We start from the raw sequence: 22,016 nt of genomic DNA, 5'->3' as shown, positions 1-22,016 counted from the left end.
CGAGATACCGGCACACCCGCAGTAGGTCGCGGGGAGCCGGAACTGACGGACAGGGGTGTGCCGAAACTGACGAACAGCGGTTCGTATGCCCCGTTCTCCCGAGTATCGTCGGGACTGTTCTCACACCGTCGCCTTCGGAACGGCGACCGTTCACGCGAGCGCCCAGCACTGGCCCGTCTCAGACCGACGCGAGGAAGTTCTCGATCACGTCGTGTCCGACGGCCGTGAGCACGCTCTCGGGGTGAAACTGCACGCACTCGATCGGGTACTCGCGGTGGCGGACGCCCATGACGAGCGTCTCGGTCCCGTGGTCGGCCGTCGCCGTCACCTCGAAACAGTCCGGCACGTCGGTCGCGACGAGCGAGTGATACCGGCCCGCGCGAAAGCCCTGTTCGAGGCCGTCGAAGGCGCCCCGCTCGTCGTGGTCGACCGCCGAGGCCTTGCCGTGGATCGGGTCCGGTGCCCTGCCGATCGAGCCGCCGTACTCGTAGACGGCGGCCTCGAGGCCGAGACAGACCCCGAACGTCGGCACCTCGGGGCTGACCTCGCGGAGGACGTCCATCGAGACCCCGACGTCGCGGTCGTTCTTCGGGTGGCCGGGTCCGGGACTGATGACGATCGCGTCGGGATCGACTGCCCGGACATCGTCGAGCGACGCCGTGTTCTTCACGACCTCGGTTTCGGTGCCGTCCTGCTGGCTGACGTACTCGACGAGGTTGTAGGTGAACGAGTCGTAGTTGTCGACGAACAACACAGTGAGCGGGTCCGTCTCCGCGGCCGAATCGACGGCTGACTCTTCGCCCGTCGCGCTCATCGGCCCACCTCCGGGGTCCTCTCGAGGTTCTCAGTCGGGGCTTCCCCCGCGGTGCCCGTCTCGGTCCCGTCGCGTTCGATCGCCTCGATCGCCGCGAGCACGCCGCCCATCTTCTTCTCGGTCTCCTCGTACTCGGCTTCGGGATCGCTGTCGGCGACGAGTCCTGCGCCAGCCTGGACCGTGATCCGATCGGCCTCGGGTCGCGGCTCTCCCTCCCGCTCGTCCGCGGCGTGTGGCGCCGCGCCTGCTTCCACCGTGGCCGTCCGGATCACGATCGCGAAGTCGGCGTCGCCGGTCCAGGAGTAGTAGCCGACGCCGCCGCCGTAGAGTCCGCGGGGGGTGGCTTCTAGATCGTCGATGATCTCCATGGCCCGGATCTTCGGCGCGCCCGAGAGGGTTCCGGCGGGGAACGAGGCGCGGGTCGCGTCGAACGCGTCCGCGTCGGCCGCCAGTTCGCCCGTCACGGTCGACTCGATGTGCTGGACGTGGCTGTACTTGAGGACGTTCATGAACTCGTCGACCCGGACGGACCCGGGTTCGGCGACGCGGCGCACGTCGTTTCGGGCGAGATCGACGAGCATCGTGTGCTCGGCGCGTTCCTTCTCGTCGGCCAGCATCTCGCCCGCGAGTCGGCGATCCTCGACGGGACTCGCTCCCCGGTCACAGGTGCCGGCGATCGGGTTCGCCATGACCTCGCGCCCGCGCACCGAGACCAGCGTCTCGGGACTCGCGCCGACGACGGTGAGGTCGTCGTGCTCGAGGAGGTACATGTACGGCGACGGGTTCACGTCGCGCATGGCCTCGTAGAAGCCGATCGGATCGATCTCGCCGTACAGCTCCCGCGTCCGCGAGACGACGCCCTGGTAGATGTCGCCGTCGAGGACGTGCTCTTTCGCCCGCCGGACGCTCTCCTCGTACTCGGCTTTCGGCCCGGCGACTTCCGAGTCGCGGACGAACCCGCCCGTTTCCGGGGGCTCGGCCTCGCGGAGGGTCGCTTCGACCGCGGCGGCCTCCGATCGGAGTTCGTCGTAGACCGCGTCCGGGTCGTCGTCGGCTCCCAGTACCGGCGTGAAGACGAGCGAGACCGTTCCCTCGAGTTCGTCGAACGCGAGGGTCTTCGTGGTCAGGACGAACTGGGCGTCCGGGAACCGCGATTCGGGTCGTTCGAGACCGACTTCCTCGAGCCAGAGGTCGTAGACGGCGTCGTAGGCGAGGAAGCCGACGAGACCGCCCTCCAGGTGCTGGCGATCGTGTTCCGGCAGGTTCGCGAGGCGGACGTCGGGGAGCGCGCCCCGGAGCGCGTCGATCGTGTCGCCCTCGACGTCGGGGTCGATCAGGTCGATCGGCGCGTCCGCGGAGAGGGCCTCGACGGTCGTTGCCTCGGGTCCGACCGTCACCACGGCCTCGGGATCGTAGCCGACGTAGGAGAATCGGGCGTGGCGCTCGGCCTCGGCGGAACTCGGCCGGAACGCGCCGTCCGGATCGCTCGAAGCCGTCTTCTCGGCGCTCTCGAGCAGGAACGCGTACGACGATCGGTCGCGGTCGCTCCCGTTGGATCGGCCAGTTAGCGCGGCGTACGCCGCCAGGGGTGACGTATCGAGATCGAAATTCGCGACGGCGCGGACGACCACCGGGCGCTCCTCACGTCCGCCCGCGTGCTCGATAAATTCGTCTCGATCGACGTCCAGCGTGGGGGTGTCGGATTCGGTCATGGTGAGGAAGTGTGTACCGAACGGTCGGCGGTCGTCGCCCGGTCGACGAACGATCGCACGGCGTCGTCGTCCTTGACGCCACCCTCGGCCTCGACGCCGCTCGCGACGTCGACGCCGAAGGGATCGACGGTCCGGACGGCCGCCGCGACGTTGTCGGGGGTGAGGCCGCCAGCGAGTACCAGCGGCGACTCGAGATCGGCCGCGACGGCCCGGGTCCGCTCCCAGTCGTGCGTGTCGCCGGTTCCGCCGCCGCCGTCGTCGCTCGTCGAGTCGACCAGGAGGGCGTCGACGACGTCGTCGTACCGCGCGGCGGTCTCGGCCTCGTCGGCGTCGATCGCCACGAGGATCTCCGCGTCGACGGCCGCACGGACCGTGGCGAGTTCCTCGACCGACAGCCCGCCGTGGATCTGGATCGCGTCGGGAGCGACCGCCTCGACGAGGTCGATCGCCTCCGCGGGCGTCTCCGGCATCGTCACCAGCACGCTCGTGACGAACGGCGGGACGGCCGCCGCGAGGGCCGCGGCCCGCTCCCGCGAGACCTCCCGCGGCGTGTCGACCGGCACGTCACAGATGACTCCGACGGCGTCGGCGCCGGCGTCGATCGCCGTCTCGAGGTCGCCGGTCGTCGTCAGTCCGCAGATCTTCACGCGCGTCATCGGCCGTCCACGTCAGCCACCGTCGGTTCCTGACCCGTCCGGAGGGTCTCGAGCGTCCGCGCCGCGTCGCCGGAGTCGATCGCCGCCCGAGCGGCGTCGGCACCGGCCTCGAGCGAGTCGGCCTCGCCCGCGACGTAGACCGCTGCGCCGGCGTTCGCGAGGATGACGTCGCGTTTCGCGCCGGTCACGTCCCCCTCGACGATCCCGCGGAGGTCGGCCGCGTTCTCCGCTGGCGACCCGCCCGCGATGTCCGCGATGTCTTGTTCCGTCAGTCCGAGATCCGCCGGTTCGATCGCGTACTCCTCGACGTCCTCGCCGTCGACTTCGGCCACGACGGTCTCGCCGTGGATCGCGATCTCGTCGGTTCCGGACCCGTGGACGACCAGCGCGCGATCGACGTCCATTCGCGCGAGCGCGTTCGCGAGGACGGGGGCGAGGTCGGGATCGTAGACCCCGATGACCTGTGCGTTCGCCCCCGCGGGGTTCGTCAGGGGGCCGAGCACGTTGAAGATCGTCCGCATCTCCAGTTCGCGACGGGGGCCGATGACGGCCTTCATCGCGGGGTGGAACGCGGGCGCGTGCATGTAGCCGATTCCCCGCTCCTCGATCGAGGCCTCGACGGCCGACGGCTCGACGTCCAGCGTGACGCCGAGTTCCTCGAGCACGTCGGAACTCCCCGACGACGACGAGACCGAGTAGTTGCCGTGTTTGGCGACCGGCACCCCCGCGCCGGCGGCCACCATCGCGCTGGTCGTCGAGACGTTGATCGTGTCGTAGTCGTCGCCGCCCGTGCCGCAGGTGTCGACCAGCGGGGTCCGATCGGGATCGATCGTCCGGGCGGCCGCTCGCATGCCCTCCGCGAAGCCGGCGATCTCGGCCTCGGTTTCGCCTTTCGTACGCAGCCCTGCCAGCAGCGCGCCGATCTGTGCCTCCGTCGCGTCCTCGAAGACGGCCCTCGAGGCCGCGCGAGCGTCTGCCTGTGAGAGATCCTCGCCGTCGGTCACCCGTTTGACGTACTCCTGCATAGTGAACACCAATGTACGTAGTTGTCTTACAATGTCCAAATCAGTACATCATCTTAAGCCTGTCGGAGGGTCGTGGGTCCTACTCGCGCACGGCGATCGATTCGAAACCTTCAATTACGGCGGCGGGCAACGAACGAGTGCAGGCAAGGTGGCGACGAACGCCACGGAAGCGAAACCAGGCGGGTTGGTGGTCTAGTCTGGTTATGACACCTCCTTGACATGGAGGAGGCCGGCAGTTCAAATCTGCCCCAACCCATTTCTGACGAACTAATACGACGAACGCAGTGAGGAGTGCGTTCGTCAGAAATTGTTATGGGAGATTTGAACCAGACGAGTCACGCGCAGCGAAGCGAGCATGTCTCGGCGTAGTTCAAATCCGCCCCAACCCAACGATCGGTTCCGCATCCCGATCGCTTCGCGTCTCGCACCGATGCGTCGGAGTCCGACTGTCACCGGACGCGATCGATCGTCCAGCCGTCGCGAAAACGATCGAGGAGGATGCAACGTAACTCCCATTAGTTCGACTCGCCATACCAGTGTATAGTGCGCGAGAACCGCCACCTGTCCGCGAACGGCGCGAGGCGGGGCATCGAAGCGCTCGGTTGGCTGTACGTCGTGATAGCCGCCGCTCGAGCGCTCGTACGGCTCGATCAGGGCGTTCCGATCGGGAACGTGCTCATCGTCACGCTCCTGATCGCCGGCCCCGGGTTCGTGCTCGTCTACGGCGGCTACTGGGTATCGCGGTCCGATATCGACGCCGAATTTTATCCGGACATCGTTCGCTGGTGTCTTGCCGGGTTCGGCGCGATGGCCGGGATCCTCCTCCTCTATCACCTGCAACCGGACGGCAGCGTGACAAACCCGGGGACGGCACCGCCGATCCTGACCGCGCTCAGCACCGCCGCAGGCTTCGCCGTGGGGGTCTACGACGCCCGGGCCAAAACTCGAACGGGGGAACTCGAACGCCGAAACCGACAGCTCGAACGAACCCGGATGGAACTCGAAGAGACGGTCCAGCGACTCGAGGAGGCCAACACCATGCTCGGGGAGTCGAACGAACGCCTCGATCGCTACCGCCAGTACACCGATCACGTGCTCGATGCCATCCACGACGTCTTCTACGTGCTCGACGCGGACGGCTCCCTCGAGCGGTGGAACCGGAGTCTCTGCGAGGTGACCGGTTACTCGGACGCGGACGTGGCGACGATGAACGCGGTTGAATTCATCGCAGAGGGCGATCGGGACACGATCGCGAACGCGATCGCGGCGGGGTTCGAAACCGGGAGCGTCCAGGTCGAGGCGTCCCTGCTCACGAAGGAGGGCGACCGCGTTCCCTACGAGTTCGCCGCGTCGACGCTCGAGACACCCGACGGCGATCGGGTGCTGGCGGGCGTCGGCCGCGACATCTCCGATCGAAAGGAGCGCGAACGGGTGCTCGAACACCGGGCCAGCCAGCAACAGGTCGTCGCCGACCTCGGGCAGTTCGCCCTCGAGACCGACGACATCGACGAACTCATGCGCGAAGCGACGCGGCAGGTGGCGGCCGTTCTCGGCACCGACTACTGCAAGGTGCTCGACCTCGACGACGACGGCGACGCCCTCCTGCTTCGCCAGGGTGTCGGGTGGCAGGACGGGCTCGTCGGGACGGAGACGGTGTCCGCCGTCGAAGCCGACTCCCAGGCCGCCTACACCCTGGCGAACGACCATCCGATCGTGGTCGAGGACCTCGAGACAGAGACGCGGTTCAGCGGTCCCGAACTGCTGACGAATCACGACGTCTGCAGCGGTATCAGTACCATCATCGGCCCGTTCGACGAGCCGTGGGGAATCCTGGGTGTGCATGACACCGATCGCCGATCGTTCACCGACGAGGACGTCACGTTCGTCCAGAGCGTCGCCAACGTCCTCGCCGAGGCGATCGAGCGCCAGCAGTACCGGACGGAACTCGAGGAACTGATTACCGACCTCGAGGTGTCCAACGAGCGCTTGGAGCAGTTCGCCTACGCGGCCTCGCACGACCTGCAGGAGCCGCTTCGAATGGTGTCGACCTACCTCCAACTGATCGAACGCCGGTACGGTGACGACCTCGACGACGAGGGCGAGGAGTTCCTCGGGTTCGCCGTCGACGGGGCCGATCGCATGCGCGAGATGATCGAGGGGTTGCTCCAGTACTCGCGCGTCGAGACCCGAGGCGACGAATTCGAGGCCGTCGACCTGGACGCCGTCCTCGAAGCCGTTCGCGAGAACCTCCAGGTGAAAATCGGTCGGACTGACGCCGAGATCACGGCCGAGTCGCTCCCGCGGGTCGAGGGCGACCAGGGACAGCTACAGCAGGTGCTCCAGAACCTCCTGTCCAACGCGATCGAGTACAGCGGTCCGGAGCGGCCGCGAATACACGTCGGCGCCGAACGAAACGGGACGGAGTGGGCCGTCTCCGTCGCCGACGAGGGGATCGGCATCGACCCGGCCGACCAGGAGCGCATCTTCGAGGTGTTCCAGCGACTCCACAGTCGCGAGACCCACGCCGGCACCGGCATCGGGCTCGCACTCTGTGAACGGATCGTCGAACGCCACGGCGGGGAGATCTGGGTCGACTCCGACCCCGGCGATGGGGCGACCTTCTCGTTTACGTTGCCCGCAGTCGAATCGGAGTCGACGGGCGAGCGCGGCGACGAGGCCGACGTTCGTGACTCTCCCGTCGGCGAACGACGACCGTGATCGCGACCGGTCGAACCGCCCGGATCCGGCGACCTACCGCGAGAAGAGGCCGAGGAGTCGGCTCAGGAACCCGGAAGACTCGTCCTCGCCGGACGGGTCGTCGGCGGCCGCGTCGGGCGCGTCCGAATCGCCGCCGGGATCGATCGATCCCGCGAGCGGGCCGGCGTCGCCTCCGTGGTCGGCCCCACCGCCGGACCCGATCGCCGTCTGCTCGAGGTCGTCCATCGTGAGTTCCACGTCGCCGATCGCCGGCGTCGACTCGCGACCCTCGCCCGCCTCGGCGGCGCGGACGTCCGCCCCGGTGACGGTCCCGCGCTCGACTCGATCGGCGAGGTCTGCTAGCGGGTCCTCGGCGGCGTCTGCGGCCGGGTCGTCGGCTTCGTCGATCGGAGCGTCGGTCCGGTCGTCACTCGCGTCGCCCGTCTCTGCCGCGTCGTCCTCGGCGGCAGTGGCGTCTTCGAGCGCGGACTCGACGTAGTCGCCCTCCAGTCGCGTCCTGGTGGGCGCATCGTCGCTCTCGGTGGGGTCTTCCGCGGTCGCCGCTTCGGTCTCGTTCAGCGAGTCGAGGATGTCGTCGACGCTCTTCTCGGAGACCACGCGCTGCGGTCCCCCGCCCGGTTCTGGACTGTCCCCCTCGTCAGCCGAGGACTCCGACTCGGATCCGGAATCGGGCGCGGATGATCGTCCGTCGCTCATTGTCGTGGTGTGTCGACCGCGTGATCATAACGTTTCCCCTGCGGAGTCAGTTCAATTACCGAATGTGATACGGCCCGGCCCGATCGCGAGCAGGCGGGACCGTCCGAGAGACAGTCGCGGGATCCAGCGATCGGCGGCGGACCGGGGTCGACAGGGACGATCCCTGCGAGGTGGCGATCAATCGCCAGCGACGGAGTCTGCGGTCCGTTCCTCGGCGAGTCCGGGCCGCGAGAGGACGACGTTGATCACCGCGCCGAGGAGGATGAGGATGCCGGCGAAGTAGAGCCAGGTGACGAAGAGGAGGACGACGCCGACGGCCCCGTAGGCCGCGTACTGGCCTGCGTTGGCCGCGTAGAGCTGGAATCCGGCCTGGAGGATCGTCCAGCCGACGGCGGCGAAGACCGCACCGGGGACGATCTCGCTCACCGCGACCGGGATCGGCGGGAGCACGTAGTAGATCGGCAGAAAAACGAGCACGAGGCCGACGAGCAGCGTGAGCCAGCTCAGCGCACCCGCGAAGGGAATCGTGTCGGCGGCGAAGCCGATGATCGTGCCGAGGACGACCATCAGCACGAGCGCGCCGGCACCCGCGACGATGACCGCGAGTCCGTCGCGGATCTCGTCGACCAGCGAATCCTCGGCGACTTCGTCGTAGACCTTGTCGAACGCGAGGCTGAGCCCGCGAAAGACCTTCAGCGCACCCCACGAGGCGACGAGCAGTGCGACGACGGTCGCCTCGGTGCGCCCGGATTCCGTCGTGAGCGCGTCGGTGACGAGTTCTTGCCCTGCCGGCGGGAGGAAGTCGCCGGCGACCACGACGAGTCGTTCGGCGGCCGCTTCGCCGCCGAGCAGAGAGCCGACGACGAGCGCGAGGAGCACCATCGGGATCAACGAGACGAACGCGTAGTAGGCGAACCCGGCCGCCAGGAACGTCACGTCGCGATCGCTCGCCGTCCTGTAAATCGCGGTGAGCGTCTCCGGAACCTCCATGGGTACGCTACGGCCTCCATCGCCAAGAACCTGAAACATCGTCGCACCGCGTGGGAACGGCGACGCCACGAGCGTCGCAGTGTCGGTCGCCGGGCAAGGCTACCACTCGTGACAGAAGTTCTGGCTCGCGTAGACGGCCCCGTCGTCCGCGACGTAGACCCCGACGCCGGCGCGATCCCAGCCGTAAGAGTCGTGTTCTTCGAGGATCGCCGCCCGGTGGTCCGTGGAGTTCATCCACTGGTTGACCAGTCCGGTCGCCACGGCTTCCGCGGTCTGGTACTCCGTGACGTCGTCTTCGTCGCCGGGTCGTTCGACGGGCCGATCGAGCCACGTCAGGGCGATGTTCTCGCCGTAGCCCTGGCAGTAGTCGTCGACGGCGGTGAACCGATCGTAGGGCCCCTCCCCGTCCGAGTTCGTGTGCGAGAAGTACTCGCGCTCGGCCATGTCGCCGCTGTGGGCGCGCGAGACGGAGGCGACGGTGCCGTCCCACGCGAGGGGGTCAAGGCCGTGTTCGGCGCGACGCTCGTTCACTTCGGCGTGGACGAAGTCCTCGACGGTGTCCGAGGAGACGGTTTCAACGTCGGTCTCGTACGTGGAGACGCCGGGATCACCGGGATCCGTGACGTCGGGGTTGCGCTCGCCGGCCGGCGGTGGCTCCGAACTGGGAGTCGATCGGGAGTCGATCTCGACGTCACCGATCTCGACGTCGTCGACGAACTGGGGGGCGATCAGGAGCGATCCGAGGACGATCGCACACAGGAGCAGGACCGCGACGAGAAACCGGACCACCGATCCCAGGAGGGCACGGTCGCGATCGTCGCCGTCGGACGGAGCGGTGTCACGGCCAGCCATCGTGCTACCGTTTCGGGGTGATCGAATAAGGGTGCCGCGTTGGCTCGCAGGCGCTGACACAGCCGTCGGCGCTGAAATGACGCGTTCCTGTGAACGTTCGACCGATCGCAATTACGCCGGATCGGATCCGAAGATCGTCTCGTGGATGCCGATGACGAGTCCGGGGACGACGGCCATGAAGAGGTGTTCCTCCAGCGGAATGCCGGCGACGTCGATCCCAGTCCGAAGCTTGATATCGAACACGCCGACGGCGAGCGTGTACCGGTCCCAGACGTAGGCGATCGGGTACAGCGCGGCGATCGTGACGGCCGCCTTTCGGAGGGCGTCGGCGCGCCACAGCAGGAGGGCGGCGACGGCGCCCCAGAACAGTTCGGTAGCGAGGTACGTGTACCGGCCGAGAACGCTGATGTCCGGTGCCATACGTCCGGTACGGTGACACGATGCAAAAGCGCTCCGTCGGTCGCGATCGATTCAACGGACGACGCGCCGTCGGTCCGTGGGGCCACGGTTGCGGCTGCGTTCACTGGGGGCGTTCACCGCCGGGCCCGTGGGACCGTCCCCGGCGCGGTGCGTTCAGGTGGGCACGCGCTGGCGGCCCGTGCTTGCCAAGGTTAAATACCTCCGCGGGCAAACATCCCGACAGAAGGATGAATATCGCTGATATCGCCACCCAGGATTACATCGAAGTCGACGTCGGAACGCGCATGGGGAAGGTCCGTTCGACCTTCGAGAACGGCAACCCCAAAGGAATCATCGTCACCGACGATGGGGAGTACGAGGGCGTCATCAGCGAACGAGAGGTCCTCCAGTCTCACGTCGAGGACGACGCCAAGGTGGCGGCGCTGATCAAACCCAGTCGGAACTCGCCGGCCCCCAAGGTCGATCGACAGGAAGACGTCAGGGAGACGGCGCGGGTCCTGATCGAGTCCAACGCGAAGGTCGCGCCGGTGTTCGAACACGGCGACCTCTGGGGCGTCATCACCGACGACGCGATTCTCGAGGCGGTACTCGACAACTTGGACACGCTCGACGTCGAAGACATCTACACCGACGATCCGGTGACCCTCCAGGAGGACGACGGGGTCGGGAAGGCGATCAACCACCTCCGGGAACACGGCATCTCCCGACTCCCGGTGCTGAACGAGAACGGCTACCTCACCGGCGTCGTGACGACCCACGACATCGCCGACTTCGTCATCCGCGAGAACCACTCGACGACGACCGGCGATCGCGTCGGTGACTCCCAGCGACTGCTCGACGTGCCCGTCTACGACATCATGAACAGCCCCGTCGAGACGACCACGCTCGGCACCAGCGTGAAGGCGGCCGTCGAGACGATGCTCAAGCAGGATTTCGCCGGGCTGATGGTCACCCCGCAGGACGACGATCGGATTGTCATCGGCGTCCTCACCAAGACGGACGTTCTGCGAGCCCTGACCTACACCGAGGAGGATCACATGGACGTCCAGATCACGAACATCTCGCTGCTCGATACGATCACCCGCGAGTCGATCGTCGAGAGCATCCAGGACGTCGCCGACAAGTACCAGGACATGCAGGTGATGCACGCACACGTCCGGTTCAAGGAACACCAGGAGAAACTCCGCGGCACGCCGCTGATCTACTGCCAGATTCGCCTGCGGACCAACAAGGGCCAGGTCGCCGGCACCGGCGAAGGCTACGGCGCGGAGAACTCGTTCCGGGTGGCGCTCGACAAACTCGAGCGGAACGTCCTCGAAGTGAAAGGCGTCACGAGCGACGAGGAGTACCGCGGCCAACTCCTGCGGAAACTCAACGAACTCTAGTCGCGGTCGCCCGACCGAGGGGATAGCGGATTTTTCGATCGTCGTTCGACTACAGACGCGTACCGTCCTCGTTGCCTTCGATCCCGGACTCGGTGATCCGGAACTGGGCCGACTCGCCGGCCGCCTTCGATCGGTGCTTCTCGAGCGTCGCCCGCCGGTTCCCGCCGCGGAAGCGCTCGACGCGGACCACGGCCCCGGTCCAGTGTTCGAGCGTGTTCCCGCCGAGCGGGCGGGTCCGATCGGCGTCGGGATCCGAAAACACCTGGTTCGTCACTACGACCGCGAGGTCGTGTTTGCGCGCGAGCGAGAGGAGGTGGGTCACCTGCCGCGCGACGCGACGGAGGGCCTCGCCGTCGTCGCCCCCACCGGTACGTTCGAGGCGGTAGAAGCCGGTTGCGCTGTCGAGAACGATCAGGTCGGCGCGATCGGCGAACTCCTCGGCGTCCCGGACGGCCTCGGCCTGTTCCTCGAAGTCGAGCGCCTCCTCGATGACGATGCGGGAGGCGACCGCCTCGACGTCCTCTCCCGTGCCCTCGTCGCCGGTCGCGTCGCGTCCACCGATCGGATCGGCTGGCGCGTCGTCGCCGACGCGGCCCGAGAGCAATTGCTCGAAGCGATCGACCGAGACTCCCTCGGTGTCGATGAAGACGGCGGTGCCGCCGTCGGCGGCGGTCTCGACTGCGGCCGAGAGCGCGATGTTCGTCTTTCCCGCCGCTGGCGGGCCGTACAACTGCGTGACGGTCCCGCGTTCGAACCCCCCGCCCAGCAACTCGTCGACCGGACGACAGCCGGTCTGGATCGCCTCGTCGGTCACGGTTCGAGTTGGTGGGTGGCGTGCAAAAAGGCCCCGGAAGCGGATCGCGAGCGGTGCGATCGGCCCGCCGAGAACGGAAGGGGCCTCGAATCGATCACCGCACCGGACGGTCCGCGGCGGGTCGTGTACGTTTATTCGATCCGGTCTCGAAGAGCCAGTCGTGATCGTCGTCGCCACCGAGGACTTCGAAGTGTACCACGGCGTGGTCAACGAACTCCGCGACCGCGGGACCGCGTTTACGACCGTCGAACCCGACGAGGGGCTCCCGGCGGAGACGTCGGTCGTCGTGACCGGTGCGGCCCACGCCGACGACTTCGCGGACGTGACGACGATCGTCGCCGATCCGGACGCGCCCCGCCGGGCGGTCGACCAGGCCCTGACCGCGGTGCGAGGCGACGGCGGGCGGACGATCATCGGCGTCGATCCCGGTCGAAAACCCGGCATCGCCGTGCTGGCGGGCGAAATGGTCGTCGCCGCGTTCCAGGTCCCGCTGTCGGACGCGGTCGACGTCATCCAGCGGGAGGCGAGCGACGCACCCTCTCCGATCGTCCGGGTCGGCGACGGCTCCCGGCTCGAGGGAGCGCGGCTGGTCAACGACCTCGAGGACGTCCGGGTCGAACTCGTCGACGAAACCGGAACCACGCCCTATCTCGGCACCGGATCCCGGGGAATGGGCGACGTCCTCGCGGCAGTCAACATCGCGCGACTCGAGGGCGAGGTCGTCGACGTCCGATCGATCGAACCTACCGAGGGCGAACTCCAGGTCATCAGGGACCGATCACGCGAGCAGAGCGAGACGAACCGGGCGATCGACGAACTGCTCGCGCGGCGGGTCGCAGCGGGAGAGTTGACGATTGAGGAGGCGCTGGCCGAACACCGCGGCGAGAGCGAGGATCGAGAGGAGTCGGAGACGGGCGACTGACTATCCGTCGTCTTCGGTGCATTCGGAGCCTCTTCAGTGCGGTACTGTCTCATGGTGACGCCGTCTCCAGGAGTTGCCGTGTGAAAAACGAGTCGACGATCGTTACCTCTGCGGGCGAGGACGGCGAACCGGACGAAGCGGGCGGTGCTGGCCAGGCGGGAGAGCCAAGGTGTTCTTGAGTCGAACGTGAGCGTATCGTAGTCGAACGTCTCTCAGTCGACGAACGTCTTCACCGATACCGTGGTCGAGATCCGGGGTGGTGATGGGGACGATTGATCGATCGCCTGTCGGTTTCAACCGCTTTGGAGAGAACATGGATTGCGTCCCAGGCGGGATTTCGATTCAGCGACGGTTCCGTCCGGACGCTCATGACCGATGGCGGCCGATCAATCGTCCCGGTTCGAGCGAGCGAGTTCGCTGACGCCATTGCGGTACCGTCTCAGTAGTTCGCGTAGCGAACGTGAACGGCGACGAATCAGTATTCCGTAGCCGAGCAAAATCGCGACAGTGACCGCGGAAACGAGATAGCTGGGGACGACCGTCGCGGTGTACGGGGCGTATTCGACGGCTCCACCCTCGGGAGAGGAATCGAACACAGGCTGAAAGCCGAGATGGAGATGCGTCGGCGTAATGCCGTCGTACCGCCATTCCTCTCCCGTGGCCTGTTGCTGCTGTGTGTGTACGGTTAGCGGCCGAGTCGTCCCCTCGATCCGAGAGACCGCGGGCGACGATTCGGACGTCACGAGCCGCTCGCGATCCGCGTGGCTGATCGATTCTACTTGCCCGGCTCGATCCGGATCGATGGCGTACACCGCCGCTGTCGTGTTTTCTTTCTGGCTTCGTGTAACGAACTCGGAACGATCCTCGACGTACCGGACCTGAGAAACGGCGTAGCTCTGGGCAGTCGCGTGATCGTTCTGGTAGAGTCGAAAGTGGTCGTTCTCGAGAACGAGGCTGACGTCCTGCTGTACAGCCAGTACGTCGTCGTAGTCGTGCCAATCCGCCTCTTTCGTAACAAGAACGTACTCTACGTTCGCGTGGGTGAGGAGTTCGCCCATGTTGGTAATGTTCGCTGGTGGATCGACCATTCCGGGCCGATCGGTTTCCGGCCCGAGACCGAACAGAAACTCGACGTAGTCGGAAACAGGGTTCCTGGATGCCGAGTAAACAGGCCCGACCTCGTCGTTGTCCCCTTGAATCACGGGCTTCGAGTATACATGGCGGGCAGGTGTCTCGATCCGCTGGGTCCCCTCGTCGAGCCACGAGTAATCCATGTATCGATGCCACGGGAGGAACAGTACGTTCCCGTCGGCAGGGTCCGACTCGAGGTGCCGATCGACCTCGTACCACTCTTCGGGATACTCTCCAGTCTGGACCTGCCCGTGGTATCCCGTCACCATCGGAAACGTGTACGCGAGCGGGGTGAACAGGACGAGTCCGACAAGCAAGATCGACACCAGTTGCGCTCGCTCCATATTACGAACCGTCGTGAGTGCCTCCGAGACGCCGAGCGAACCGAGGTACGCGTACGATACTACGAGAAGCGCGACGAACTTGTTCGAGTCTCGCATTCCGTCGAAGTAGGGGATGTTCTCGAACGCCCAGACGAAACCTGGAGCGATAGGACCACTCGCTCCGGTGGCGAGGAGAAATCCGACGAAGCCAGTCGTTCCAATCGCTTTCACGACGTGACCCCGCGTATCGTCGTCGAAACTGGTCACAAAGCCGTAAACAGATAACAGAAGGATCACGGCGTACAGTGCCTGTACTTCTGGAATGATGTCTTTCGGATATACGTATCCCTCTCGCCAGAAGCCGTGCATCGTCGCGGTCGAATAGAGGACGTCGTACGTCTCTCCTGGAGGAGCGTACGTAAACACGTCCGAACCGTCGACTGGGTCGAACGACCGCCTCTGTGAAAATAATACGGGCCCAAGCCAGTAGGCGTTGACCGGAACAGCGACGAGACCGATCGTCAATGCGCGACGAACGGTGGTGAACCCGTCCCGATCAATCGCCGTGAACAGTGTTAGAAACCCATACAAGACGAGTGCCGCGTAGAGGAGATGTGCGTTGAACCCGAGAAGCGTAATCGAACCCACCGCGAGTAACAATTTTCGGTAGCCCCCAGACTCGAGGAACGCTGTGTATGCCCAGACGACGATCGGAAGCATCGCCAGGCCCCAGACGACGGCCCACTGGCCGGCTAAGAGCCGAGCATACACGAAAGGATTTACGAGTAACAGTATCGCGGCGTAGAGTCGCCCCATTCGCGAGCCCGGGATCGCAGTGTATCCAGCCGTCGCCACCAGACACAGGATCGCTATCAGCAGGACCTTCTGTACGACGGCGGGGTTGGTCAGTGACGTGAGAGCGTCCAGGAGGAATAATAGCGGAAGTGATCCACCGTACTCCGGTGTGTGAAACCCGCCGACGTACGCGTGAATCGGGAAACCGTACGGCTGGGTGCCGAGGGGATCCCACGCCGGGCCGACGACGAAATCTAGCGCAAAGACGTATTTCCCCCGGAGAAACGGCGCTGAAGCCGAAATGATTACCACAGCAAGGACCACTGTGGCGAATCGACCGGCCGGGGTACCTGCGGTTTTGATTCGCATTCGGTGCAAAAATAGGAACTATCGGTCGATGTTCGAAGCCGTCTCGAAATGTATGCGGCGTCCGGATCCACCGATCGAATCCGAGAGGGCGTCGGCGTTTCCGGGCGATCGGACGCGCTCGTATCGTTCGATTTCGTCCACGTCTCGTCGTCCGAGCGCCGACTCCCGCGTACTGGACGCCTCAGCGCGGATAGCAGTGCTACTTCCACCGATCAACCACCGACCGACTTGCCGATCGACTGTCGTGAGGTTCGCGACGGATACGCGTGTACGCAGGCGATCGGTGCTATTTGGCATCATTCGCTGACGAAGTTACCGTGAACTGCGTCTCTTCTGACGAGAACTGGTTGCGTTCTTCCGGCGTATTGATGCCGACCGACAGATCGTATTCTCCGTCCACGAGTGCCGACGAGTCAAACTGAATGGTGTACTTGAGCTCCCCTTCACCAGGAGCGCCGTATCCGACGTCGTCACCTTCCGAGTCAGGGACGATTTCGAGCGACTTCTCGAACTCGTCTACGTCGATGGAGTTTTCGACTCCCTCAGTGGTCTGGATGTCAAGGACAGATCCGTCACGTGCGAAGATGACCGTCATTGATTCCCCGTCTTCGGTCGTAATGACGAGGTTCAAACTATCGATGTCGACCGTATCGTCTTCCAGATCCACGGTCGCGTCGAACGAAGCGAGATCGGATTCCGTCACTTTCGATGGACCGTCTACTGTGACGGTGACCGCTGATGCGGGTTGTGCGAATGCGAAGAGTGTTCCGAGGACGAGCACGGATACCGCGATCGTAAGTAGTTCTCGTTTCATGAGGGAATCACCAGTAAGCCGAGGCTCTGAACATGGAAACGGGATCACGCAAACAAAAGGGCCGGACGGTTTCGTTGGGTAATCAACGACGGAACATCGTTTCGATTCAATGAATCGGATAGACGGGCTGTTCTAGACGCTTCGATCCCGTGACCGTAGCGATTCGAACGTTATTCTCCAGACGTAGTCGATTTCACTTCGTCGCTATCCGTCTGTCCGCCGTCCGTTTCGATAGGACCGAGTTGTCGCCCTTCCTTGACTGCAGTCACAAGCGAGACGTTGAACAAAACCGTCGACCCGATGCCACCGGCGAGAGTAACGAGATTTTTCACCGCGTGATCGACGATCGCAGCAGCGAGTGCGACTTCCCATCCGATCGGCGTCAGTGCGACAATAACGAATGCGAACGCGCCCTCGTAAAGGCCGATTCCCCCGGGCGTTAACGGCAATACTTTCGCGAGATTCCCGACGGATACCGCGAAAAATCCAGCAGCAAGAAGCAGCCAGAGCGGGAGATTCACTCCGAACGCAGCGAACACGAGCAACGCCGTCACGATATCAATTCCCCAGATCACGGTACTCGTAAATCCGATACTCGCGAACGCACGCTTGTTTCGCGCGATCAACTGGATATCGCTCACGAACTGTTCGATCGCACCGATCACTGCGACGAAGTACGCCCCATCACTTATCTGTCCGATCCACCGACGGACGTAGTTGCGATCGGAGTGTGCAGTGGCGAAGAGGCCGACGACGGCGGCGACTGTCCCGAGTCCGACTGTCGTAGCTGCGAGAATCGCCGTTCGACCGCCTTCTCCTTCGGTGCCGGTCACCGACGTTCCAGTCCAGAACACCGATACGTCCACACCAGCCAGTACAAGAAAGAGGAACATCACGCCCGCCATCACCGTGATTACGAGGAGGTCGAATACGCGTTCGACTGCGAGCGAAGCAAAGCCCGATGGATACGGAACGTTTCGACGCGCGTTGATCATGTACGCGCGCACGCCGTCGCCAGCCCGTGCCGGGAACGCGAGGTTCCCCGTCTGACTTATGAATATTGCACCGGTAAGAAATCCAGCACGTTCGTGGAATCCAAGTTCGGCGAGGATGTCACGATAGCGCCAACCACGGATCGGCCACGACAAAAAGTAGATCCCTGTCCCGAGAACGACGAGTTTGGAATTCGCAGATCGCGTTGCGTCAATTATCTCGGTCGGATCGAAATACGTGGCGATCAACGTGAAGATGGTGACCGCGACGACCCCTCCAGCGGCCGACTTGTTTCGACGAGTAATCCGTGGTGCGACCGAAACTTCCCACCACATCCTGAGTATCTGGCTTCCCATTCCGAACACGTCACGAACGATATTGACCTTCGAATCGCCTTTCGGTTCCCAGTCGACAGCGAACTCCGTCACATCGTATCCGTGCTGCTGGGCCCTTACGAGGACCTCGGTGTCCCAGAACCAGTGTTCGTCTTCGACGTCGCCTAGTAACGTCAACAACACCTCCCTATCGAAAGCTTTGAACCCGCACTGGTGGTCACGGACATTCGATCGGAGGAACAGGCGGACGAGTCCGTTGAAGCTTTCCGAGAAGAACCGACGCTTCAGTGGACGGTCCGCTACGTTCTTCGGCAATAGCCGGGACCCTGTCGCGACGTCGTACTCGCCCGTTCGAACGCTTTCTATCAGTTCCTCGAGGTGGCACATATCTGTCGCGAGGTCCGTGTCGAAGTAGACGAGGACATCTCCGTTGCTCTCTTGGAACGCTCGTTTGAGCGCACCACCACGTCCCAGCCGTTCGTCGCTGTGGAAGTGACGGACGCGACGATCCTTGTTTGCGATCTGGGTTGCGATTTCAGGTGTCCGGTCGTCACACCCGTCCTCCGCGACGATGATCTCGAAGGCGTTCTCGGGCAAAAACGATGCGAGCGTCTCTCTAGTTGTCGAGATCGTCTGCCCGATCGTCTCCGCTTCGTTGTACGCCGGGAGGACGACGCTCACTTCCGGCGGTCCCGACGCTGTTCGGAGCGACGATTCAGTACCCGCTGGCGTCCGTAATTCGTTTTTCGGGGCAGAACCCATAGCGGGTCCCGAACTGGGTATTTAATAAGCGAACCAGTTAGTCAATTCTCCCAAGAGAGAGTTATACACTGGAACGATGAAATAATCACGCTTATCCCCTCAGGATTGAGCCAGAATTAATTTTCATACCGGAATCGGTTTGGTAGCCACTAGTTGTGCCCAAGAGTAATGTTCGAGTAATATATCGCGAATACTTATGTATCCGCTTACATATATTGGGTTATAAACCGAGTTTCATCGTGACTCCGATGCATGATCGGAATCGTCGGTGGCGGTATCGCAGGCCTCTCGGCCGCGTATCGTCTCCAGCGTAACGGGAACGACGTCCTGGTTTTCGAAGCATCGGAAGATCTCGGTGGCCTCGCGGCGACGTACGAGACGAGAGGGGATCCGATCGAGAAATTCTACCACCACCTCTCGCAGTCGGAGGAGACGATCATCGAGCTGGCCGAAGAACTAGGTCTTGAAGATGCCGTCGAGTGGCGGTACAAATCCGACGCGTTCTATGTCGACGGAACCGTCTACCCGATGGATACGATCTGGGAGATCGCCACGTTTCCACACCTCTCCTTCTACGACAAGTTCCGTCTAGGAATGTTGACGATGGAGGTCGACGTCCGTAACGGGACCCCATCGTTTGACACGTACGATGATTTTACAGATTTCGAAGACGTTCCCGTTACGGATTTTCTGCTCGAACACACGACGGAGAACGTCTACGAAACATTCTGGGAGCCGTTGCTCGACGCGAAGTTCGGGTCTCGAAAGGGGGACGTCAGCGCAGCGTGGCTCCTCGGCCGGATCAAGTTCCGGGGCGAGCGCGACCTGCTCCGTGGCGAGCAACTCGGATACTTCGAGGGGAGTTTCGCTCGTCTCGTGAACGCCCTCGTCGACGCTGTCGGGCGAGAAAATATCGTCGCCGGTGCGCGCGTATCCGGCCTGCAGTACGCCAGTGATACGATCACGTCGCTGTCCGTTGAGACGGACGGCGGCACGGAAACACACGACGTCGACGCCGCGGTGATCGCGACGATGCCGAACGTGCTGGAAACGCTGACCGAGTACGACTGTCAGATAGACTTCCAGGGGACGGTCTGTGCCGTCGTGAGCGTCCCCGAGCAGTTGACCGACACGTACTGGCTCAATCTCGTCGACGATGCGCCGTTCGGTGTCCTCATCGAGCATACAAATTTCGTTCCCGAAGAACGGTACGACGGCGAACACCTCCTCTACCTCGCGAGCTACGTGCAGGACCCTGGCGAACCGCTCTGGCAGATGACTAACGACGAGGTACGGGACTACTGGCTCGAAGGAGTCAGCGACCTGTTTCCGTACTTCGATCCGAGCACCGTCAACTGGATGTCGGTCGCTCGCAATCCGAGAACTGCACCGATATACGAACAAGGATATCTCGACATGGTCGTCCCGTACGACCTCTCCGACGAGGTTGCTGATGGAGTCTATTACGCCGGTATGGCGAGCCGCGCACAGTATCCGGAACGGAGCCTAAACGGCGGTATCAAGGCAGGTTACGCCTGTGCAGACAGGATCGATAGGGGCGAACTGGCGGATCGTCGGGCTCCAGATATCCGTCGAGAGACGTAACTGTTCTACCCGTCGCCATCCGACTATTCTATCTGTCGAGGTCCGTAGTGAGACTGCACCAGTTTCTGTCCGGTAATCGCATGTAGATCCCGTCAGCCGAACCGTCGTCGGTATCTGTGTACTGGACGATCTGGCCCGGTTGCCAATCGTCGGTCGCCGGTCGCTCGGCGGTACCCGAGGCCACCCCAATACCGTTTCGAGTTACGCAGTCGCGATCGATCCACCATCGTCTGTCGACGCGGTCGAACGTCACGTTCCAAAATTCGACGGGCGGCGCGGTGTCCCCTGTCGTCCCGGCGACGTTGATACCTTCTTCGAAATCCGCGACGTGGACGTCCCGGAACGATATGTGACCAAGATCGACACCTCCGTCGATCCAGACGGCGTCGTACTGGCCATCGCCTTCGATCCGCAACTTGTCGAAGGTTACGTCCCGAACCTCATCATCTGTTGCGAGGTGTATCTTCGCCCCGCTGACTTCGTCTCCTGGGGAGCGGTAATTAACGTTCTGAAACGTGACGTTCTCCAGTCGCCCCCCCTCGGGACCGGCGTACAGGAGTTTGTGACCGGATCGAACGTCAACGTTCTGGACGGTAAGATTCCGCAGGTTCGGGGAGACCCCCTCGTGGTCGTCGGCAAAGTACAGGAAGTCGCCGTGAGCGTCGTGGACCGTGACGTTGGCAACGTTTACGTTCTCGACCCACCCCCAGATATGGAGGAACGCATCGGGATTCTCCGCGACGACGTTCGTAATATTGACGTTCCGAAGGTCACCAAACCCGTCGTCCTCGTACGAGGACTCCTGAAGGCGAAGGTTTCCCGCACGCATCGAGACGTTCGAGATGTTGACTCCTGAAATCGCGTTGCCCGCTGTGTAGAGACGAATCGACGCCGACGCCTGACCCGGACCCGAGGAAAAGGGCGTTTCGAAAGAAGCGTTCGAGAGAACGATATCACGAACGTCTCCACCGTCACCGTCGACGAGGGTGTGTGGTAGGTTCGCCTGTCCTGCGTAGACTGTCATACAGTCGTCGCCGACGGTTCCCCGTAGCCCGTCCATGACGCCGAAACGCCCCGGACCGCCGAACGAGAAGCCGTCCTGGTGGGACGTGGTCGCATCCTGAACGAAGTCGAGATTGTGGGCGAACACGTACGTAAAGTCCTGAATCAGTCCACCCCACCCGCTCGTCGGTCCGATCGTCAGGTTACGCACCGACGCGTGGTCGACCTTGTGGAAGACGATCCCGTAGTTTTCCAGCGCGTCGGGCTCGTCTGCATCGTCGCGCGTGAACGGATACTGTCCCGTCGGATTCCCGTCGAGTTGCGCACCTGCCCGTCCGACGACGGTAATGTGCTCGTCGCGATCGTCCGTCCCGTCGGCCGCGTGTTCGTTCACGAGCATCGTCTCGTAGGCACCATCGTCGAGAAACAGATAGGCGCCGTCGAGTAGCAACGTGGTCCGTGATGGAATCCGGACCGATTCGTCGAGTAACCAGCCACTATCTCGCGTGGCGTTCTCGTAATCCTCGAGATCGTCGGGTCCCGATCCGGGAACGACAACGACGGTACCACCCGTTGCGTTTGCCGCATCGTCGAGCGCGTTCTGAATCTGCTCACCCCCGATGTCACCGCCAAACCGGGTCGCGTGTACGACCTTGCTCCCCAGAGTCGGATGATCGTTATCGACGACGAGGGACTCGAGTTCGAGTCTATTCCCATCCTCGTCGAAGCCCTTGAGGACTCGATCGAGTTTTTCGAAGTCGGTCCGGTGCTCCCACGGTTCGCCGTCGTCGAACAGTTGAAAGCCGTGGTTGTCAGTGAAGGTGGGCACGACCTTCCGTTTCGACACGAACAGCATGGATGCCCGGCTGGATGGCTTGCGACT

At 63.6% G+C, this 22,016-nt stretch carries 17 protein-coding genes and 1 tRNA gene; 5 read left to right on the top strand and 13 right to left on the bottom strand.

Annotated features, from left to right (window positions below; genetic code table 11):
* Positions 1–178: 178 nt before the first annotated feature.
* Genes trpG through trpD form a run of 4 tightly spaced genes read right to left on the bottom strand, consistent with a single transcriptional unit; the run spans position 179 to position 4,207 of the window.
* Complete coding sequence (trpG, locus tag AC6I6X_RS05125) at positions 179–814, bottom strand: anthranilate synthase component II (RefSeq protein ID WP_497929418.1); 636 nt, start codon at positions 812–814, stop codon at positions 179–181.
* Positions 811–2,526: an anthranilate synthase component I gene (trpE, locus tag AC6I6X_RS05120; RefSeq protein WP_497929417.1), complete on the bottom strand. Its 1,716-nt coding sequence runs from the start codon at positions 2,524–2,526 to the stop codon at positions 811–813. Before trpE ends, trpG begins: the two co-directional genes overlap by 4 nt.
* Positions 2,523–3,182, bottom strand: a complete 660-nt coding sequence (locus AC6I6X_RS05115; protein ID WP_497929416.1) for a phosphoribosylanthranilate isomerase — start codon at positions 3,180–3,182, stop codon at positions 2,523–2,525. The genes trpE and AC6I6X_RS05115 overlap by 4 nt, the downstream gene beginning before the upstream one ends.
* Complete coding sequence (gene trpD, locus AC6I6X_RS05110; protein ID WP_497929415.1) at positions 3,179–4,207, bottom strand: anthranilate phosphoribosyltransferase; 1,029 nt, start codon at positions 4,205–4,207, stop codon at positions 3,179–3,181. Before trpD ends, AC6I6X_RS05115 begins: the two co-directional genes overlap by 4 nt.
* A 181-nt stretch (positions 4,208–4,388) precedes the next feature.
* On the opposite strand from trpD, the gene AC6I6X_RS05105 reads away from it, so the two are divergent.
* Both AC6I6X_RS05105 and AC6I6X_RS05100 read left to right on the top strand, forming a co-directional pair.
* Positions 4,389–4,463: transfer RNA gene (locus AC6I6X_RS05105), tRNA-Val, on the top strand.
* Between the two features lie 287 nt (positions 4,464–4,750).
* Positions 4,751–6,925 carry an ATP-binding protein gene (locus AC6I6X_RS05100; protein ID WP_497929414.1) on the top strand — a complete coding sequence of 725 codons (2,175 nt, stop codon included), beginning with the start codon at positions 4,751–4,753 and terminating at the stop codon, positions 6,923–6,925.
* A gap of 33 nt (positions 6,926–6,958) precedes the next feature.
* Here the strand turns inward: AC6I6X_RS05100 and AC6I6X_RS05095 are convergent, their stop codons facing one another.
* From AC6I6X_RS05095 to AC6I6X_RS05080, 4 genes are all read right to left on the bottom strand, one after another.
* Entirely contained in the window at positions 6,959–7,621 is a 663-nt protein-coding gene (locus AC6I6X_RS05095) for a hypothetical protein (protein ID WP_497929413.1), read from the bottom strand.
* A 177-nt stretch (positions 7,622–7,798) separates the two neighbouring features.
* The gene (locus AC6I6X_RS05090) at positions 7,799–8,611 is read right to left on the bottom strand and encodes a YihY/virulence factor BrkB family protein (protein ID WP_497929412.1); all 813 of its coding nucleotides are present in this window, start codon (positions 8,609–8,611) and stop codon (positions 7,799–7,801) included.
* 99 nt (positions 8,612–8,710) lie between these two features.
* Entirely contained in the window at positions 8,711–9,463 is a 753-nt protein-coding gene (locus AC6I6X_RS05085) for a CAP domain-containing protein (RefSeq protein ID WP_497929411.1), read from the bottom strand.
* Between the two features lie 111 nt (positions 9,464–9,574).
* Complete coding sequence (locus AC6I6X_RS05080; protein WP_497929410.1) at positions 9,575–9,883, bottom strand: lycopene cyclase domain-containing protein; 309 nt, start codon at positions 9,881–9,883, stop codon at positions 9,575–9,577.
* Positions 9,884–10,110: 227 nt separating this feature from the next.
* On the opposite strand from AC6I6X_RS05080, the gene AC6I6X_RS05075 reads away from it, so the two are divergent.
* Positions 10,111–11,268: a CBS domain-containing protein gene (locus tag AC6I6X_RS05075; protein WP_497929409.1), complete on the top strand. Its 1,158-nt coding sequence runs from the start codon at positions 10,111–10,113 to the stop codon at positions 11,266–11,268.
* A 49-nt stretch (positions 11,269–11,317) separates the two neighbouring features.
* Here AC6I6X_RS05075 and AC6I6X_RS05070 read toward each other — a convergent pair whose 3' ends face one another.
* Positions 11,318–12,082 carry an AAA family ATPase gene (locus tag AC6I6X_RS05070; RefSeq protein ID WP_497929408.1) on the bottom strand — a complete coding sequence of 255 codons (765 nt, stop codon included), beginning with the start codon at positions 12,080–12,082 and terminating at the stop codon, positions 11,318–11,320.
* Between the two features lie 160 nt (positions 12,083–12,242).
* Between AC6I6X_RS05070 and AC6I6X_RS05065 the strand changes: the two genes are divergently transcribed.
* Complete coding sequence (locus AC6I6X_RS05065; RefSeq protein WP_497929407.1) at positions 12,243–13,004, top strand: hypothetical protein; 762 nt, start codon at positions 12,243–12,245, stop codon at positions 13,002–13,004.
* A 386-nt stretch (positions 13,005–13,390) separates the two neighbouring features.
* Here AC6I6X_RS05065 and AC6I6X_RS05060 read toward each other — a convergent pair whose 3' ends face one another.
* The 3 genes from AC6I6X_RS05060 to AC6I6X_RS05050 form a co-directional block, all read right to left on the bottom strand.
* A complete protein-coding gene (locus AC6I6X_RS05060; protein ID WP_497929406.1) occupies positions 13,391–14,689 on the bottom strand; it encodes a hypothetical protein in 1,299 nt (432 codons plus the stop codon).
* A 1,219-nt stretch (positions 14,690–15,908) separates the two neighbouring features.
* The gene (locus AC6I6X_RS05055; protein WP_497929405.1) at positions 15,909–16,436 is read right to left on the bottom strand and encodes a hypothetical protein; all 528 of its coding nucleotides are present in this window, start codon (positions 16,434–16,436) and stop codon (positions 15,909–15,911) included.
* A 170-nt stretch (positions 16,437–16,606) separates the two neighbouring features.
* A complete protein-coding gene (locus tag AC6I6X_RS05050; protein ID WP_497929404.1) occupies positions 16,607–18,526 on the bottom strand; it encodes a lysylphosphatidylglycerol synthase domain-containing protein in 1,920 nt (639 codons plus the stop codon).
* A gap of 252 nt (positions 18,527–18,778) precedes the next feature.
* On the opposite strand from AC6I6X_RS05050, the gene AC6I6X_RS05045 reads away from it, so the two are divergent.
* Positions 18,779–20,131 (top strand): NAD(P)/FAD-dependent oxidoreductase, encoded by a 1,353-nt coding sequence (locus tag AC6I6X_RS05045; RefSeq protein WP_497929403.1) that lies wholly within the window; start codon positions 18,779–18,781, stop codon positions 20,129–20,131.
* Between the two features lie 28 nt (positions 20,132–20,159).
* Here AC6I6X_RS05045 and AC6I6X_RS05040 read toward each other — a convergent pair whose 3' ends face one another.
* Positions 20,160–21,989 (bottom strand): glycoside hydrolase family protein, encoded by a 1,830-nt coding sequence (locus AC6I6X_RS05040; protein WP_497929402.1) that lies wholly within the window; start codon positions 21,987–21,989, stop codon positions 20,160–20,162.
* Positions 21,990–22,016: the final 27 nt, after the last annotated feature.

The sequence above is a fragment of the Halosolutus sp. YCN4 genome (genome assembly GCF_059736495.1).
Note: the sequence above shows the minus strand (reverse complement) of the source record. Positions and strands in the feature narration are given on the sequence as shown.

Excerpts from the sequence above, each read along its gene's own strand:
- trpG (WP_497929418.1), bottom strand. The coding sequence starts at position 814 with ATGAGCGCGACGGGCGAAGAGTCAGCCGTCGATTCGGCCGCGGAGACG.
- trpE (WP_497929417.1), bottom strand. The coding sequence starts at position 2,526 with ATGACCGAATCCGACACCCCCACGCTGGACGTCGATCGAGACGAATTT.
- AC6I6X_RS05115 (WP_497929416.1), bottom strand. The coding sequence starts at position 3,182 with ATGACGCGCGTGAAGATCTGCGGACTGACGACGACCGGCGACCTCGAG.
- trpD (WP_497929415.1), bottom strand. The coding sequence starts at position 4,207 with ATGCAGGAGTACGTCAAACGGGTGACCGACGGCGAGGATCTCTCACAG.
- AC6I6X_RS05095 (WP_497929413.1), bottom strand. The coding sequence starts at position 7,621 with ATGAGCGACGGACGATCATCCGCGCCCGATTCCGGATCCGAGTCGGAG.
- AC6I6X_RS05090 (WP_497929412.1), bottom strand. The coding sequence starts at position 8,611 with ATGGAGGTTCCGGAGACGCTCACCGCGATTTACAGGACGGCGAGCGAT.
- AC6I6X_RS05085 (WP_497929411.1), bottom strand. The coding sequence starts at position 9,463 with ATGGCTGGCCGTGACACCGCTCCGTCCGACGGCGACGATCGCGACCGT.
- AC6I6X_RS05080 (WP_497929410.1), bottom strand. The coding sequence starts at position 9,883 with ATGGCACCGGACATCAGCGTTCTCGGCCGGTACACGTACCTCGCTACC.
- AC6I6X_RS05075 (WP_497929409.1), top strand. The coding sequence starts at position 10,111 with ATGAATATCGCTGATATCGCCACCCAGGATTACATCGAAGTCGACGTC.
- AC6I6X_RS05055 (WP_497929405.1), bottom strand. The coding sequence starts at position 16,436 with ATGAAACGAGAACTACTTACGATCGCGGTATCCGTGCTCGTCCTCGGA.
- AC6I6X_RS05050 (WP_497929404.1), bottom strand. The coding sequence starts at position 18,526 with ATGGGTTCTGCCCCGAAAAACGAATTACGGACGCCAGCGGGTACTGAA.
- AC6I6X_RS05045 (WP_497929403.1), top strand. The coding sequence starts at position 18,779 with ATGATCGGAATCGTCGGTGGCGGTATCGCAGGCCTCTCGGCCGCGTAT.
- AC6I6X_RS05040 (WP_497929402.1), bottom strand. The coding sequence starts at position 21,989 with ATGCTGTTCGTGTCGAAACGGAAGGTCGTGCCCACCTTCACTGACAAC.